Consider the following 16,698-nt stretch of genomic DNA (forward strand, 5'->3'; position numbering starts at 1 on the left):
CAGCCCGCCTCTCAACGATCCGGCAGCGGTGTCGAACTCGTCTGCACGGCGTCGATGTTCTCCCGCCAGGACCGTGACTGGCCGGCGCGCAGGGCGCACAGCACGAGCAGGAACCAGCCCGCATTGACGATCGTGAAGCTCTCGAACACGGAGTCGACGGCGAGCGCGACGAGCACCAGCGGCGCCCAGGCGTAGACGACCGAGCGCCGTACGCTCGCGACCAGCCAGGAGCGCACGAGCGCGATCCCGCCGAGCAGGCAGAACAGCAGGAAACCGCCCGCCCCCACCTGCAGGAGGACATCGAAGAAGGCGTTCAGAGCGCTGCCGTGGTGATCGCTCGTGAAGTAGTTGATCGAGTTGAACGGGTACAGCGCGTCGCTCCACAGGCCGAACCAGCCCCATCCCTGAGCCGGACGCTGCTGCACGTAGGGGGAGAGGGTGCTCCACAGCTCGACCCTGGTGTTGAAGTCGCTGCCCGCGTCGAGCAGCGCGACGATGCGGTGCCGGAAGATCGCGGTCGTGATGAGCGCCGCCAGCACCACCCCGCCGATCGTCCACTGCAGCGGGCGCCTCCGTGCGACCGGAGCCTGGCGCACGATCACCAGTGCCACACTTGCTGCGCCCACGACGGCCGCGAGCACGAGCACGGTGGGGGAGGCGGAGAAGAGCGCCAGGAACCCCGCCAGCACCACCGACGGGATGGCGATCCCGGCCGACAACGACTGCGAACGCCACTCCACCACGAACGTGATGACGGCGATGACGGCGATGAGTCCGAGCATGTTGCGCGTGCCGAAGAGCCCCTGGATCGGACCCCCGGCGGCGATCTCGCCCTGGATTCCCAGGAAGCGGAACGGCATGTCCAGCAGGACTCCGCTCATGATCTCGGCGACCAGGGATGCGCCGAGCAGGATCCGCAGGGCATCGCCCAGTGCGCGCACGGTCTGTAGGGTGTCCCGGATGTGGCCCACGACGACCGCGATCACCGCGTATCCGGCGAGGGCGGCCCAGGCCTTGAGCGTCGCCGTGGACGCGGTCGACCACACCGCGCTCGCGAGCGTCCACGCGAGGAACGCGAGCAGGGTCGACGGCGCGATCCGCAGCGGGCTGAGCTCCTCGCGGCGCACCCACAGGATGCCGACACCCGTCACGCAGAGCACGGCGATGATCGTGTTGAGGGTCGCGGGCGAGGTGAACGCGGAGATCGCGAACGATCCGAACACGCTCAGCAGCGCGCAGGTCGTGTAGGCGCGCGCCATCTCGACCGAGGCGAGGGTCCTCGCCAGGCGTCGCCGTGGAGTGGTCATGCCGTCTGCCGACGCGACTGCGGCGGTGCGCCCTCGCCGGGTCCGGATCCCACGAACGGCGAGATCTTCATCTTGAACGACAGCATCACGAGCAGCAGCCAGCCCCACAGCATGATGGGCGTCGACTCGGCCAGCCCCAGCACGAGCAGCATCCCGGCCAGCACGGTCGGCAGCAGCGACAACGCCGCGTAGGGGCGGTCCCGCACGAGATCCCAGCGGGGTCGGTCGACGGCGAAGAACCAGGCGCGCCACGCGAATGCGAAGAACGCGACCGCGATCAGCAGCACACCGACGATGCCGAGCTGGAGGAACACGTCGAGCCACATGTTGTGCGCCATGAACACGGTGATGCGGTGGTCGATGATCCAGTCGTGGAACGCTGGATCCCACGGCACCCAGGGGGAGGAGAAGCCGTTGCCGAAGACCGGACGGTGCACGGCGCGCTCCCACACCTTGCGCCAGATCTCCAGGCGCCCGGTCAGGTCGGAGGACTTGCCCAGCGCGCCGGACAGCGCGTCGCGGGCGAACCAGACGGCGGCGGCGCCGGCGACGGCGACCGCGGTGAACACGGCGTACAGCCGGCTGCGGGCGCCCGGTGTGCGTGTGCGACGCATGAGCAGGGCGGCTCCCAGCACCAGCACGCCGACGGCGAACGACGCGTACGCGGTGGCGGATCCGGCCCGCAGGAAGAAGAAAGCGGCGAGCACGATCCAGACCAGCAGTGCCGGCCGGCGCCGCGCACCCTGCGCGTACAGCAGCGCGAACACGACCAGAGCGAACGCGCAGAGGATACCCAGCGTGTTGGAGTTGCCGACGATGCCCTGCACCCGGCCGCCGTCGAACAGATCGCCGCGCACCCAGTACCAGTGCGGATCCGGCTTGCCCGCGGGCAGGTCCGAGAAGAACGGGAGCAGCGGATGCCGCAGCACCAGCGCGACCCACAGCTCGAGCAGTAGCGAGAGACCCAGGATCCACTTCAGCGCGCTCGAGAGCGCTCGCACGATCTCATGCCAGCTCAGCGTGAACGCGATGAACAGCGCGACGACGGTGATCGCCGCCTGCAGCGTCCAGGTGAGCAGCGTCGCCCACGGCCAGCCGGACCAGAACACCGAGAGCAGGGCGAGTGCCGTGTAGCCGAGGGCCGTCCACGGCATCCGTCGCCACGGGAACCGGGCGGGACGCGCCAGGGCGATGCGGGGGATCGCGAGCCCGAGCGTGCCGAGCAGCAGTACGCCCAGCACGACGGCCGCGCCGTCCACGCCGAGCAGATTGAAGACCGCGGTGTGCGCGAACACGGAGAAGAGCAGCAGCACGATGTGCGCGCGCAGCAGCAGATGCCGGGTGGACTCGCGTGCCGGAGCGCTCGGCGGAGGGGCCGTGGAGAGTCTGGAGTGCTGCGCCATCGTGGTTCAGAGTACCGCCCGCACCTCGGGACGCCGGGAGCGCCGCCGGTCTCCGACACGCCGTCGCGACACGCCGAGGACGTCGAAGAACGTTCAACGCGTGCTTGAGGGTTTACGATCCGCGACTTGACCAGGGCGAATGACACGGGTGTAATTAGTAATGCAACGCGGCCCGCGGCGCACCCGGGGGGAAACGAGGGAGAGGGCGACATGACGGCATACCGTTCAGACGTTCCCGATGACTGGTTCGTCGATCCGGTCCAATTGGGGGTGCCGGGCGTCCGCCGCCCGACCGAGGGCGACGACAATGCACTCGCGTGGCAGAGCGACGCGCTGTGCGCGCAGACCGACCCCGAGGCCTTCTTCCCGGAGAAGGGCGGCTCGACCCGCGACGCCAAGCGCATCTGCACCACCTGCGACGTGCGGGGCGAATGCCTCGAATACGCCCTGAACAACGACGAGCGCTTCGGGATCTGGGGCGGCTTGTCGGAGCGCGAGCGCCGCAAGCTCAAGCGCCGCGCCGGCTGACGAATCGGTCGTTGAGCGAGGACCAGCGCGAAGCGATCGACCGAGACGAAACGCGGCGCCCTCGCAGCCCCGCCGCTTCGGTTGCGCGGTCGCGGTCCCCGCAATGCGTCTGCCAGGAATACCGGGACGCGCCCACGTCCCAGTCCTCCCTCCGGCGACAGGCCGCTTAGGCTGACCCCGTCATGTCTGCCCGAGTACACGCCGTCCTCGTCGCCCGTTCGGGTGCGACCTCCCTCGCGCGCCTGCTGCGCGCCCTCGATGCGCTCGCCGCGCAGACCCGCCGGCCGGATGCGCTGACGATCGTCGCGTGCGGCTCCTCGAGCGCCCTCCGCGGCAGCGCCCGCGTCGCCGAGGCCGCCGAAGCGGTGATCGAGACCAAGGCCTCCACGACCCTGGCCGCCGCGGTGTCGCTCGCGCTGCCGCGTGTCGCCGAGGGCGCGGCGCTGTGGATTCTCACGGAGGATTGCGCCCCCGCTCCCACTGCGCTCGAGCAGCTCGCCGGCGCGCTGGAGCGCTCGCCGGCGGCCTCGATCGCCGCTCCCAAGCTCGTGAGCGATGTCGACGAGCACCGCATCGCGTCGTTCGGGCAGAGCATGACCCGCCTCGGCCGCGCCGTCGACCCTGCACGGGGCGAACTCGACCAGGGCCAGCACGACGGCATGGACGACGCGCTCGGCGCGGATGCGCGCGGGCTGCTCCTCCGCGCCGGTCGCGGGCTGCGCCCCGACGCCGGTCTGGGCGGCCGCGACGAGGGGCTCGATCTGGGCATCCGTGCCCGCCTCGCCGGCGGCCGCATGGCGCTCGCCGCCGGAGCGAGGATCGCCGTGGACGACGGCGCCGACGTCGAGGGCACGGCGGCGGACGCTTTCGCCCGCCGCCGCGCACAGCTGCATCGTCGGCTGAGCTACGCCCCCGCTGCGGCCGTGCCGTTGCACTGGCTCTCGCTGCTGCCCCTCGCGCTGTGGCGCTCGATCACGCACCTGACCGGGAAGCGTCCCGCCGCGGTGCTTCCGGAGTGGGGCGCCGCCGGCATCACGATGGTCTCAGGATCCGCCGTAGCGCGCTCTCGGCGCGCGATCCGCGCCGATCGCAGCGCGAGCTGGGCGAGCATCGCTCCGCTCCGGGTCACTCGAGCCCAACTGCGCCAGCGCCTCGATGACGGGCACGGCACCGAGGCCGGGGTGCACGAGGAACTCGGGTTCTTCTCCGGGGGCGGCGCCTGGGCCGTGCTCGGCGCGCTGGTCGCCGGCGTCGCACTGTTCGCCTCCTTGCTGGCCTGGCCCGCCCTCGGTGGCGGGGCGATGCTGCCGCTGCGGCAGACCGTCGGCGCGCTGTGGCGAGACGCCGCCTACGGGCAGCGCGGCTTCGGGATCGACGTGGTCGGCCCCGCGGATCCGTTCTCCGGCGTGCTGGCCGTGCTCGGCTCACTCTGGCCGGGATCGCCCTCATACGCTCTGCTGCTGCTCTGGGTCGCGGCCCTGCCGCTCGCCGTGCTCGGCGGATGGTTCGCCGCCACCCGCATCACCGACAAGCCGGGGCTGCGGATCCTGACCGGCGTCGTGTGGGCGCTGTCGCCCGCCTTCCTGATCGCGCTCGCCGAAGGGCGCCCGGCCGCGGTGCTGCTGCACCTGCTGCTGCCCTGGGTGCTGCACACCGCCCTCGTCGCCCAGCGCTCCTGGGGGGCGGCCGGGGCGGCGTCGCTGCTGACGGCGGCCGCACTGGCGTGCGCGCCGTCGCTCGCGCCGGCCTTCGTGCTGCTCTGGTTCATCGCGATCGTGTGGCTGCTCGCTCGACGCTCGGTACGCGGCGCCGTGCGCATGGTCTGGGTGCTCGTTCCGGCCGTCGTCGTGTTCGCCCCGCTCGTGATCTGGCACCTCGCGCACGGCTCGCTGTGGGCTCTGCTGTCGGATCCCGGTGCGATCGTCGTGGCGCCGCAGGCGGCCGCGGATGCGGCCGGGCGTCTGTCGCTGCTCGCCGGACTGCCCACCATGGACCAGGCCGGCTGGCCGACGCTGCTGGGTGTGAAGGACGCGTCCTGGGTGCTCTGGTTCGGCGCCCCGCTCGCCGTGCTCGCGGTGTTCTCCACGATCACACGTCGGTGGAGCGTGGGGATCGGATCCCTCCTCGTCGCCGCCACCGGGCTCGCGACCGCGTTCGCCGCGGTGGGCGTCGCGGTCGCGTTCGCACAGTCGCAGGCCGTGCCGATCTGGCCAGGATCCGGACTGAGCCTCGCGTGGATCGGCGTGCTGGGCGGAGCTTTGGTGACCCTGGACTGCGCGATCACCCGCCCGGCGCTGCGCGGAGCCGCGGCGCTCATCGCCGCCGCCGGAATCGTGGTGTGCGCGGTGCCGACCGCCGTGTCGTTCGTCACGGGGACCGCGACGATCCAGCGCGGTGACCTCACCACGCTGCCCGCGTATGTGAACGCCCAGGCCCGCGCCGACCGCGAGCTCGGAACGCTCGTGCTCAGCGCCCAGCCGGACGGCGCCCTCGCCACCACGGTGGTGTGGGGTGCGAGTGCCACCCTCGGCGCGCAGGCCACGATCATCAACACGGCGACCTCGGCGCCGGGCAAGGACTACACCGAACTGTCGGTCGATCTCGTCTCTGCGCGACAGTTCGATGCGCCCAAGGCGCTCGGCGCGCTGGGAGTGCGTTTCGTGCTGCTTCAGGCGGGTTCGGAGAAGGAGACCTCGGCGGAGCGCTCGCTGCGCCTGCAGTCCGCCACGGCCCTGGATCAGCGCGCGGGCTTCGTGCGCGTCGGCGAGACGCCTCGCGGGGTGCTGTGGCGCATGGATGCCGAGCCGGCCACGCGCGCGGGGATGAGCGCCGGGCAGCGCGCCACAGCGCAGCTGGTCGTGACGGTGGAGCTGATCGTGCTGCTCGCCGCGCTGCTGCTGTCGATCCCGACCCGTGCCTCGCGCCGGGCCGCGCGAGCCGTTCCGCGCGCGGTCGGCGTGCTGCCGGAGCGCGCTCCCCGACCGGTCAAGCCGGCACGCGAGCGCCCCGCCCGCGCGCCGAAGAAGCGCAAGGGCGCGTCCGGTTCGGTCGTGATCCCGGGCGAAGCGGCGGCGGCAGAAGGCGCCGCCGCGCCCGACACCGTGATCGACGACGAGGCATCTCCCGGGACGGAACCGCCTGCCCAGGCGGACTTCGAGGAAGCTCCGGTCGAGAGCGACGCGGACTCGGCCGATCGGCCGGCGGATCCCGACGCGACGCCTGCGGATCCGTCTGCAGCTGCGGATCCAGATCCCGAACCCGAACCCGAACCCCAGGACCCCGGATCCGCTCCCGCCGATACGGCATCCGCGCCCGCGAAGGAGGCCGACGAATGAGCAGCAGGACCTCCGTGCGTCTCGTCGCCACCGGGGCTCGCCTGGTCGCAGGCGTCGTCGTGTCCGCGGCCTGCGTGGCCGGCGCGGTCATCGCGATCCCGGCCGCCTGGCCCACGATCGCGCACACACCGGCTCATTCCACGGTCAAACCCGTGGCGGGCGACACTCTGCTCAGCTGCACCGGGTCCTTCCTGGCGCTCGGGCGCGACGCCGCGCAGGCATCCCAGCTCAGCGTCGCAGGCAGCCCGAACCTCGTCAGCGGCGCCTCGGCGGGCGAGAACCTGACCCCGGGCGAGCTCGGCATGTCCGATGTGGTGGGCGCGACCTCGGCGCCGGCGTTCACAGCCTCCCCGCAGAATCGCGAGTCCGCCCTGGCCGCGGCTGCCCAGTCCGTCACGGTATCCGCCGACGACCTCTCCGGCTTCGCGGCGTCCGCCTGCCGTCCGCCGAGCATGGAGTCGTGGATCGTCGGCGGCGCCGGCACCACCGGATCGAGCGACATCCTGCTGATCGCGAACCCGGGCGCCGTCACGGCGACCGTGACGTTCACCGAGTACGGTTCGGCCGGCGGCACGCACTCCTCGGAGCTGGTCGTGCCCGCGGGCACCCAGTCCACGGTCCCGCTCGTCGCGGGGTCGGCGGGGGAGAGCAGCCCCGTCGTCGAGGTGACCTCGAGTGGTGCACCGGTGCGCGCGGCGCTGCAGTCCAGTCTGATCCGCACCCTGGATCCGGTCGGCATCGACGTGCAGGACGCCATCGCGCAGCCCCAGAAGGAGTTCTCTCTGCTCGGCGTACGCGCGGTGGTCGGGTCGGACGACGACGACAACGCCTCGACGGCGGTCCGCCTGCTGGCGCCCGACGCCGACGCCACCGTGACGCTGCAGCCACGCAACGCCGCCAACGGCAGCAAGATCGGCGAGCCGAAGACGGTGAAGCTCACGGCGGGCCAGGTCGGATCCGTCAACTTCTCCGCGCTGAAGCCCGGACTGTATGCCATCGACGTGACCGCGAGCAATCCGGTCGTCGCCGCCGCCTGGCAGACCACCGGGTCCGCCAAGGGATCCGACTTCGCCTGGATGACTCCGGCCCCGGTCATCACCGGCACCACGGCCTTCGCCGTGGCGGACGGGCCGGCACCGCAGCTGCACCTGCAGAACGCCTCGGACCAGGCGACCACGGTCGAGCTCACCCCGATCGACGGCGGGGCGACCCAGCGCGTCACGCTGCAGCCCGATGGGGCTGCCACAGTGACCGTCAGCGCTTCCACCACATATTCGCTGTCTTCGCCGACCGCGGTGCGCGGTGCGGTGGTCTACTCGGGCATCGGCCGGCTGGCCGGGTATCCGGTCTGGGCCACGGACGCCGCAGCGGCCCCGATCACGGTCTACCAGCGCTAGACGGGCCGGGCGTTAGCGTCGCTGCTCCGTCGGGCGCGTCACTCGTCGGTGTCGAAGCCGCGTGGATCCATCTCCCACGGCTCGCGTCCGATGTACTGCGCCGCCGCGCGGAACACCGCACCCTCGATCGCGACGCGGCGGTGCGCGCTGTCGTCGTGACCGGGCTCGAGCAGCCGTTCGATGGGCACACGGAACAGCACGATGCGCTGCGCCTGGGTGTCCACGAGCCAGCGCGGCAGACCGTCCGGATCCGCATGGGTGGGCATCGCCGCGATCTCGATGCGCACCGGGCGAAGGTCCGGCCACATCGAGCGCAGCAGTTCGACCGCGGAGCCGACGTGCAGGTCGAACGTGTCGAGGCGCCCGTCGAGCGGTGGCAGCGGCGGCCGCACCACGGAGCTGCGGCCCAGACGGCCGTGCCGGCCGTGCCGGTCGCCGCGGCGCGGGACGACCGCACGGCGGGATCCACGAGCACGGCGCATGCGGCAAGTCTAGGCGGCACCGGCGGTCCAGGCGGCACCGGCAGTTCGGTCCGGACCTCGCCTGTTCCTCCGCGGATGGGCGGATCCGACTCACGTGCGCGCGGCATCCCGGCGCGGGCGGTGCGCGGTCGTAGCCTGAAGGGGATGTACGGACGACTCTGCTCCAAGGTGGGCTGCGCGCGCGAGGCCGTGGCGACCCTCACCTACGACTACGGCGACCAGATGGCGGCGCTCGGGCCGCTCGGCGTCGAGAACGACCCGCACGCGCACGACCTGTGCGCGATCCATGCCGAGCGCCTCTCCGTGCCGGCGGGCTGGATCGTCGTCCGCCACGAGACGCTGCGGGCCTGAGGGCTCGCGGGGTCTAGACGCCGACGTCCACGCCGCTGAGGCGCTGCACACGCGCATCGGCGAGCGCGAGCGCCCGCCGTTCGCGCTCCCGGCGCAGCACCGTCGCGGCCACGAGCACGGCCTCGGGGGGTGCGGCGGGAACCGGCGAGATGAACGCCGACGCCTCCGTCAGCAGCTCATACGCGATCCGCGCCCTGGCGGGCGGGAGCAGCTGCGGCGCGCTGTCCAGGAACTGCGAGATGCGCCGTGCGAGCCGATCGGGCATGCGGGCCACGTCCGCGATCGCCGCCCACGACTCCATGCCCGGCGGCATGACCGGCACGCGCGCGGCCAGGCGCGGCGTGCGCACCTTCTGGCTGTACGTCCCGGCGACGAGGTCGCCCAGACGCTGCGATCGCGCGGTGAAGGCCGCGGTCAGGAAGGCGACGGCCCCGAACGTGAGGTAGGTCTCGAAGACGCCGATGAGCGCACGGATGAGAGCGTGCCGGAATCCGGCCGCGCCGCCGTCGACGCGCACGATCCGTCCGCCCACGGCGAGCTTGCCGAGGCTGCGGCCGTGGGTGAGGGTCTCGATCGTGCACGGCACGATCACGAACGCGGTGACCAGCGCCAGCACGGCGAGTATCCGGTCCAGGGCGGGATCCCCGAACGCGCCCAGCATCCAATAGCGCACGGCGATGTAGCCGAGGAAGACGGCCCAGCTCAGAGCCGCGTCGATCAGGGCGCCCAGCGTGCGGAAGAAGAGGCCGACGGGCTGCACTTCGATCGCGACGGCCTCGCCCGAGAGCACCTCGTCGTCGCTGTCGAGTGCGGCGATCGAGTGCGCAGCGCCCACGGCGTTCGAGGCGCTGGCATCCGACATGGGTACAGTAAAACACGTGGACGCCGACGCACTCGCCGATGCCAGGAGCCGCGAGTGGGCGCGCCTGGACGAGCTCAGCCGGCAGTCGCTCGACGGCGCCGGTGTCGACGAGCTCATCACTCGCTACCGGGCGGCATCGGCGGATCTCGCCGATCTGCGCAGTTCGGTCGGATCCTCTCCGCAGAGCGCGCACGTCTCCACGATCCTGGCCAGGGCACGGTTGCGACTCACGGGTCAGGGCGACAACGTGCTCCGGCAGACCGGTCGCTTCTTCACCCAGCAGCTTCCCGCGGCGCTGTACCGGCTGCGCTGGACCACGCTGGTCATCGCGCTCGCAAGCCTGGCGGTGGTCGTCGGCGTGGCGATCTGGATCACCTCGGATCCCGCGCTCGTCGCGGCACTCGGATCCAAGGCCGATCTGAAGTACTACGTCGAGCACTCCTTCACGGACTACTACACCGAGAATCCGGCGGCCGAGTTCGCCGGCATGGTGTGGACGAACAACGCCTGGATCGCCGCGCAGTGCGTGCTGCTCGGGGTCACCGGCATCTGGCCGATCATGGTGCTCATGCAGAACGCCGTGAACGTGGGCCTGGCGGTCGGGGTCATGTTCGCATTCGGGCGCGGCGACGTGGTGGTGCTCTACCTGCTGCCGCACGGAATGCTCGAACTCACCTGCATCTTCGTCGCCGCTGCGGCGGGCCTGCACATCTTCTGGGCCTGGCTGGTGCCGGGCGAGCGCACCCGCGGCGAGGCCCTCGCGGTCGCCGGGCGCTCGCTCGGCACCGTCGCCATCGGGCTCGTGTTCGCGCTCGGGCTCTCCGGCCTGGTCGAGGGATTCGTGACCGGCTGGGGACTGCCCTGGCCGGTGAAGATCGGGATCGGCGCGCTCGCGCTGGCGGTCTTCCTCGCCTACATGCTGATCGCGGGCCGTCGTGCCCAGCGACTCGGCGAGAGCGGCGACCTCACCGAGTTCGAGGCCGGCACACCGACGCTCGTTGCCGGCTGAGCGCGCCGCGATCGCGGGCCGTCGCGGCCGGTTCCGTGACGTGGATCCGGAGTCGTGGGTTTCAGCGCTCGGCGGGGACGGGAGCGTCGAACAGCGCGCGGTAGGTGAATCCGGCGATCAGGGCGCCCAGGATCGGGAACACAAGGAATACCCACAGCTGCGCGAGCGGCGCGACGCCGCCGTAGATCGCGGTGGCCAGCGATCGCGCCGGGTTCAGCGATGCGTTGTCGATGGGCAGGGTCGCCAGGACGCCGAGGGTCAGCGTCAGGCCGATCGCGATGCCCGCGAACGGCGTGCCGCGCACGGGGTGGGTGACGCCGAGGACCACGAAGAGGAACAAGGCCGTGAACACGACCTCGGCGATGATCGCGGCCCACACGCCGAAGCCGCCGGGGGACAGCGCGCCCCAGCCGTTGCTGGCGAAGCCCGCGTCCTGCGCCCGGGGCAGCCAGCCGTCCGGACCGAACGTGCCGATCAGGGTGAGCACGGTGGACGCCACGACGCCGCCGACGCACTGCGCGACGACGTAGGGACCGGCGTCCTTCCACGGGATGCGGCCGGCCGCGGCGGCGCCGAGCGTGACGGCCGGATTGAAATGGCCGCCCGAGATCGGTCCGAAGGCGTAGACGCCGACGAGCACCGAGAGCCCGACGGCGAGCGCGACGGCGAGGTAGATCGCCCCCTGCGCTCCGGGGTCGGTGAAGTGGTTCGATGCGAACAGGGCCGTGCCCATCGCGGCGGCCACCAGCAGGAACGTCCCGAGCCCCTCGGCGACGAGGCGAGCGGGGAGCGGGGACGCCGGCGTCGCGGGCGATTCGATGCGGGACATGGGACTCCTTGCTGTCGGGCGCCGAGCGGGCGCCGCCCTCAGCGACACTACCGGCGAAGCCGTGCGCGGCACCGCAGCGCCGACGGCCCGCCCCGGGATCGGGACGGGCCGTCGGTCGTTCGCGCTGCGGTGGGATCGCGGGATCAGCGCACGTCGTAGCGGTCGAGTTCGGCGACCTTGACCCAGGCCTTCACGAAGTCGTCGACGAACTTCGCGCTCGCGTCATCGCTGGCGTACACCTCGGCCAGCGCCCGCAGCTCGGAGTTCGAGCCGAAGACGAGGTCGGCGCGGGTGCCCACCCACGTCGTCTCTCCGGTCGCGTCGTCGGTGGCCTGGAACACGTGGGATCCGGGATCGAGCGGCTTCCAGGTCGTGTTCAGGTCGAGCACGTTCACGAAGAAGTCGTTCGTGAGCACGCCAGGCGTCCGGGTGAACACGCCGTAGGGCGAGGCGTCCCAGTTCGTGCCGAGCACGCGCAGACCGCCGACGAGCACCGTCATCTCGGGTGCGGAGAGCGTCAGCAGGCCGGCACGGTCGATGAGCAGCACCTCCGCCGGGATCGCACGGGCCACGTCGCTGACGTAGTTGCGGAAGCCCTCGGCCTGCGGGTTCAGGTACTGGAACGACTCGATGTCGGTTTGCTCCTGCGTGGCGTCGGTGCGTCCCGGCGTGAACGGGATCTCCACGGCGCGCCCCGCGGCGGCCGCGGCCTGCTTCACGCCGACGTTGCCCGCGAGCACCACGAGGTCGGCGAACGACACCTGCGCGCCGCCGGTCGCGTTGAACGCCTCCTGCACGCCCTCCAGCGCCGCGATCACGCGGGCGAGCTCGACAGGCCGGTTGACCTCCCAGCTGCGCTGCGGCTCGAGGCGGATCCGGCCTCCGTTCGCGCCGCCGCGCTTGTCGCTGCCGCGGAACGAGGAACTCGCGGCCCACGCGGTCGACACCAGGTCGGAGACGCTGAGACCGGTCGCGGCGATGCGCTGCTCGAGGTCGGCGATCTCGGCGGCGCCGATGAGCGCACCCTCGTGCGCGGGCACCGGGTCCTGCCAGAGCAGGTCCTCGGCGGGCACCTCGGCGCCGAGATAGCGGGTCTTCGGGCCCAGGTCGCGGTGGGTGAGCTTGAACCAGGCCCGGCTGTACGCATCGGTGAACGCGGCCTGGTCCTGGCTGAAGCGCAGCGAGATCTCGCGGTAGATCGGGTCCTCGCGCAGGGCCAGGTCGGTGGTCAGCATGCGCGGCTCGCGGCGACCCTCGCCCTGTGCCTCCGGGACCGAGTCCGATCCGGCGCCATCGGTCGGCTTCCAGTGCTTGCCGCCGCCGGGGCCCGTGGTGAGCTCCCAGTCGTAGGCGAACAGGATGTGGAAGAACTCGTTGTCCCAGCGGGTGGGGTGGTAGGTCCAGGTGACCTCGAGGCCGGATCCGATCGTGTCGTTTCCGTGTCCGGCGCCGTGGCTGCTCTTCCAGCCCAGACCCATCTGCTCCATCGGGGCGCCCTCGGGCGACTCGCCGACGTTCCCCGCTTCGGGGGCCGCGCCGTGGGTCTTGCCGAAGGTGTGGCCGCCGGCGATGAGGGCGACCGTCTCCTCGTCGTTCATCGCCATGCGACCGAACGTCTCGCGGATGTCCTTCGCGGCGAGAAGCGGATCCGGGTTGCCCTCGGGCCCCTCGGGGTTGACGTAGATGAGACCCATCATGGTGGCCGCGAGCGGCTTCGCGAGCGAGCGCTCGCCCTGCTCATCGGTCGAGATGCGGGCACTGGAGTCGAGCCAGATCTTCTCGGAGCCCCAGTACACGTCGTCGTCCGGCTCCCACACATCGGGGCGGCCGCCGGCGAAGCCGAAGGTGGGCATGCCCATCTGCTCGTGCGCGACGTTGCCGGCGAGGATCATCAGGTCGGCCCAGCTCAGCGCCTTGCCGTAGGTCTTCTTCACGGGCCAGAGCAGGCGGCGGGCCTTGTCCAGACCCACGTTGTCCGGCCAGCTGTTCAGCGGGGCGAAGCGCTGCTGGCCGTTGCCGCCGCCGCCGCGGCCGTCGAACACGCGGTACGTGCCGGCGGAGTGCCAGGCCATGCGGATCATCAGCGGACCGTAGTTGCCGAAGTCCGCCGGCCACCACGGCTGCGACTCGGTGAGCAGCGCGGCGATGTCGCGCTTGACGGCGTCGAGGTCCAGCGCCTCGAACGCGGCGCGATAGTCGAAGTCCTCGCCGTGCGGGTCGCCGACGGCGGGGTTCTTCGCGAGCTGGCGCAGGTTCAGGCGCTCAGGCCACCAGTCGGTGTTGCCGGTGCGGCTACCGGTGGGGCGCGGCGCGGGGGCGCCGCCGGCGTGGTCGATCGGGCAGGTGAGTTCGTCAGTCAAGGCTGATCCTTCCTGTTCTTTCGTGGGGTTTCAGGCACGCCGATCGCCGCTCCGAGGGAAGGTCCCCGGGCGGGCGGCGCGAGTCTCGGTCAAGCGGACGGCCGCACCTCGTCGCAGGTGCGGCACACCGCGCGGTAGGTGACGGAGGCTTCGAGCAGGCGCATGCCGTGGTCTTCGGCCGGGTGCAGGCACGGCGAGGCGCCGACAGCGCAGGAGACGACCTCGAGCCGGCCGCAGCGGACGCACTGCATGTGGTGGTGGTTGTCGCCGGGTTCGACCTCGAAGAGCGCACGGTCGGCATCGGGCAGGCTCACCCGCCGGATGATGCCGGCCGTGGCGAGGTCGCCGAGGATCGCGTGCACCGTCGGCAGAGCGATATCGGCGCCTTCGACGGCGGTGTGGATCCGATCCGCCGAGCTGTGCGGGGCGAGGGCGAGGGCCTGCAGCACCGCGATGCGCTGCACGGTCACGCGCAGTCCTGCGTTGCGGAGGATGGCGGAGGTCTCCATGCCTCCACCGTAGCTTTTTCTGAATGATTCAGGAAAAGCCGCGGTCATCGGGGCGTGTCGCCAGAGGGCCGGTCAGAGCCGGCCGGCCGCCTTGAGCTCCAGGTAGCGGTCCGCGATGCGCGGCGGCAGGTCCTCCGGATCCGCGGCGAGCGGCTCGCCGCCCGCGCGCCGGATCGCGTCGGCGACCCGTGCGGCATCGGCGAGGGTCCGCTCGGCGGCGGCGGCGAGATAGACGTCCTCGCGCGAGTCCCTGGCGCGGGCCAGGTCGTCGATCGAGAGATCCGTGGAGGATCCGACCAGGATCGTCGTGGCGCGCGAGGCGCGGGGGAACGCACCGAGGAACGACCGCGCGCTCTCCACTGCATCCTGCGCGGTGAGAACGACGATGAGCGACGGGCGGGTGGTGACCGAGCGGATCGCTGCGAACGCGGCGCCCCAGTCCGTGTCCACGAGGCGGGCGTGCACGGGAGCCATCGCGTCCGAGAGCGCCGGCAGCAGCGCCGGACCCTCGACGCCGCTCACCCGGCCGCGCACCGCGCGGTCGAACAGCAGCAGGTGCACGTGGTCGCCCGCACGCTGGGCGAGGGCCGACAGCAGCAGCGCGGACTCATAGGCGGCATCCAGGCGCGTGCCGTCGCCCACGCGCGCGGCGGCGGTGCGGCCGGTGTCGATGAGGATCACGACGTGCCGGTCGCGCTCGGGACGCCAGGTGCGCAGCATCGTGGTGCCGGCGCGGGCGGTGGCGCGCCAGTCGATCGAGCGCACATCGTCGCCGCGCACGTACTCGCGCAGCGAATCGAACTCCGTGCCCTGGCCGCGCACCTGCACGCTCGTGTTGCCGTCGAGCTCGCGCAGCCGTGCCAGACGCGACGGCAGGTGCCGGCGCGATGTGAACGGCGGCAGGATCCGGATCGCTCCGCGCACGAGGTGCCGTCCTTGGCGTCCTGCCAGCCCGAGCGGACCTGTGGAGCGGACGGCGACGAACTCGCTCGCCAGCTCGCCCCGGCGGCGCGGCAGCAGGGTGATCGGGACGCGTCGGCGCTCGCCGGCGGGCAGGTCCAGCGTCGCCCTGCCGCGGTTCCCGGCGCCCGCGGTCGGCTGCCACGCATCGCGCAGTTGCCCGCGCAGCCGGCGCTCGCCGAGGTTCTGCACGATCAAGGTCGCGGTGACCGGCTCGTGCTGCCGCGCGCGGTTCGGCACCTCGCGGACGATCCGCAGCGCGCCGAGCGGGGCTGCCGCGACCACGTCGACGCCGACCAGGACCGCGCACAGCGCCAGCCAGCCGAGCAGGACGAACCACGGCGACACCCCGAGGACGTCGAGCAGCACGAGCGGAACGACGCCGAGTGCGGCGACGATCACGAGGCGACCGGTGAGGAACATCAGCGGTGTCTCCGCGGCCTAGATCGGGACGCGGGTCTGCTGCACCACGCTGGTGAGCACGGCGTCGGCGGACACGCCCTCCATCTCGGCGTCGGGGCGCAGCTGCAGGCGGTGCCGCCAGACCGGGATCAGCATGGTCTGCACGTGGTCGGGGGTGACGGCGCTCGAGCCGTTCAGCCAGGCCCAGGCCTTCGCCGCGGCGAGCAGCGCGGTGGAGGCGCGGGGTGAGGCGCCCAGCTGCACCGACGGCGACTGCCGGCTCGCACGGGCGAGGTCGACCACGTAGCCGAGCACGTCGTCCGTGACCTGCACGCGACCGGCCGCCTCCTGCGCGGCGAGGATCTCCTGGGCGCTGACGACGGGGTGCAGATCCGTGAGCTCCCGCGGCGAGAAGCCGTCCGCATGGCGACGCAGCACCGAGACCTCCGCGTCGCGCTCCGGCATGCCGACCACGAGCTTCATGAGGAAGCGATCCAGCTGGGCCTCCGGCAGGGAGTAGGTGCCTTCGTGCTCGATCGGGTTCTGCGTCGCGGCGACGAGGAACGGATCCGGCAGCGGCATGCTCGCCCCGTCCGACGACACCTGGCGCTCCTCCATGGCTTCCAGCAGCGCCGCCTGGGTCTTCGGCGGGGTGCGGTTGATCTCGTCGGCGAGCAGGATGTTGGTGAACACCGGACCGCGGCGGAACTCGAACTCGCCGGTCCTGGCGTCGTAGACGAGGGATCCGGTGACGTCGCCGGGCATGAGGTCGGGGGTGAACTGCACGCGCTTCGTGTCCAGCCCGAGCGCCCGGGAGAACGAGCGCACCACGAGGGTCTTCGCGACTCCCGGCACGCCTTCGAGGAGCACGTGGCCCCGCGCCAGCAGCGCCACGAGCAGGCCGGTGACCGTGCCGGCCTGGCCGACGACGGCCTTGTCCACCTCGGCGCGGACGCGCTGCATC

14 protein-coding genes are annotated in these 16,698 nt (G+C 72.1%); 5 read left to right on the forward strand and 9 right to left on the reverse strand.

What is annotated here, in order from left to right:
• Positions 1 to 11: 11 nt before the first annotated feature.
• Positions 12 to 1,307, reverse strand: a complete 1,296-nt coding sequence (locus tag AB4078_RS08170; RefSeq protein ID WP_440732321.1) for an O-antigen ligase family protein — start codon at positions 1,305 to 1,307, stop codon at positions 12 to 14.
• Positions 1,304 to 2,710 (reverse strand): O-antigen ligase family protein, encoded by a 1,407-nt coding sequence (locus AB4078_RS08175; protein WP_441976700.1) that lies wholly within the window; start codon positions 2,708 to 2,710, stop codon positions 1,304 to 1,306. Before AB4078_RS08175 ends, AB4078_RS08170 begins: the two co-directional genes overlap by 4 nt.
• Before the next feature lie 210 nt (positions 2,711 to 2,920).
• Here AB4078_RS08175 and AB4078_RS08180 point away from each other — a divergent pair, with 210 nt between their 5' ends.
• From AB4078_RS08180 to AB4078_RS08190, 3 genes are all read left to right on the forward strand, one after another.
• A complete protein-coding gene (locus AB4078_RS08180) occupies positions 2,921 to 3,238 on the forward strand; it encodes a WhiB family transcriptional regulator (RefSeq protein ID WP_082076464.1) in 318 nt (105 codons plus the stop codon).
• A 182-nt stretch (positions 3,239 to 3,420) separates the two neighbouring features.
• Positions 3,421 to 6,573, forward strand: a complete 3,153-nt coding sequence (locus AB4078_RS08185; protein WP_441976701.1) for a glycosyltransferase — start codon at positions 3,421 to 3,423, stop codon at positions 6,571 to 6,573.
• Complete coding sequence (locus tag AB4078_RS08190) at positions 6,570 to 7,970, forward strand: DUF5719 family protein (protein ID WP_441976702.1); 1,401 nt, start codon at positions 6,570 to 6,572, stop codon at positions 7,968 to 7,970. The genes AB4078_RS08185 and AB4078_RS08190 overlap by 4 nt, the downstream gene beginning before the upstream one ends.
• 38 nt (positions 7,971 to 8,008) lie before the next feature.
• On the opposite strand, the gene AB4078_RS08195 is transcribed toward AB4078_RS08190, so the two are convergent.
• Positions 8,009 to 8,452 carry a hypothetical protein gene (locus AB4078_RS08195; RefSeq protein WP_441976703.1) on the reverse strand — a complete coding sequence of 148 codons (444 nt, stop codon included), beginning with the start codon at positions 8,450 to 8,452 and terminating at the stop codon, positions 8,009 to 8,011.
• Positions 8,453 to 8,596: 144 nt separating this feature from the next.
• Between AB4078_RS08195 and AB4078_RS08200 the strand changes: the two genes are divergently transcribed.
• Positions 8,597 to 8,803 (forward strand): DUF3499 family protein, encoded by a 207-nt coding sequence (locus AB4078_RS08200; protein WP_159576472.1) that lies wholly within the window; start codon positions 8,597 to 8,599, stop codon positions 8,801 to 8,803.
• A 13-nt stretch (positions 8,804 to 8,816) separates the two neighbouring features.
• Here the strand turns inward: AB4078_RS08200 and AB4078_RS08205 are convergent, their stop codons facing one another.
• Positions 8,817 to 9,665 carry an RDD family protein gene (locus AB4078_RS08205; RefSeq protein WP_440732316.1) on the reverse strand — a complete coding sequence of 283 codons (849 nt, stop codon included), beginning with the start codon at positions 9,663 to 9,665 and terminating at the stop codon, positions 8,817 to 8,819.
• Between the two features lie 16 nt (positions 9,666 to 9,681).
• Here AB4078_RS08205 and AB4078_RS08210 point away from each other — a divergent pair, with 16 nt between their 5' ends.
• Complete coding sequence (locus AB4078_RS08210) at positions 9,682 to 10,674, forward strand: stage II sporulation protein M (RefSeq protein ID WP_441976704.1); 993 nt, start codon at positions 9,682 to 9,684, stop codon at positions 10,672 to 10,674.
• A gap of 61 nt (positions 10,675 to 10,735) precedes the next feature.
• On the opposite strand, the gene AB4078_RS08215 is transcribed toward AB4078_RS08210, so the two are convergent.
• From AB4078_RS08215 to AB4078_RS08235, 5 genes are all read right to left on the reverse strand, one after another.
• A complete protein-coding gene (locus AB4078_RS08215) occupies positions 10,736 to 11,503 on the reverse strand; it encodes an aquaporin (protein ID WP_441976705.1) in 768 nt (255 codons plus the stop codon).
• Positions 11,504 to 11,646: 143 nt separating this feature from the next.
• Entirely contained in the window at positions 11,647 to 13,863 is a 2,217-nt protein-coding gene (gene katG / locus AB4078_RS08220) for a catalase/peroxidase HPI (protein ID WP_441976706.1), read from the reverse strand.
• 89 nt (positions 13,864 to 13,952) lie between these two features.
• Complete coding sequence (locus AB4078_RS08225; protein ID WP_440732312.1) at positions 13,953 to 14,372, reverse strand: Fur family transcriptional regulator; 420 nt, start codon at positions 14,370 to 14,372, stop codon at positions 13,953 to 13,955.
• Between the two features lie 72 nt (positions 14,373 to 14,444).
• Complete coding sequence (locus tag AB4078_RS08230) at positions 14,445 to 15,755, reverse strand: DUF58 domain-containing protein (protein WP_441976707.1); 1,311 nt, start codon at positions 15,753 to 15,755, stop codon at positions 14,445 to 14,447.
• A gap of 18 nt (positions 15,756 to 15,773) precedes the next feature.
• Positions 15,774 to 16,697 (reverse strand): AAA family ATPase, encoded by a 924-nt coding sequence (locus tag AB4078_RS08235; protein ID WP_440732449.1) that lies wholly within the window; start codon positions 16,695 to 16,697, stop codon positions 15,774 to 15,776.
• Between the last annotated feature and the right edge of the window lies 1 nt (position 16,698).

Source organism: Microbacterium sp. 2MCAF23, assembly GCF_052115565.1.
Lineage (GTDB): Bacteria > Actinomycetota > Actinomycetes > Actinomycetales > Microbacteriaceae > Microbacterium.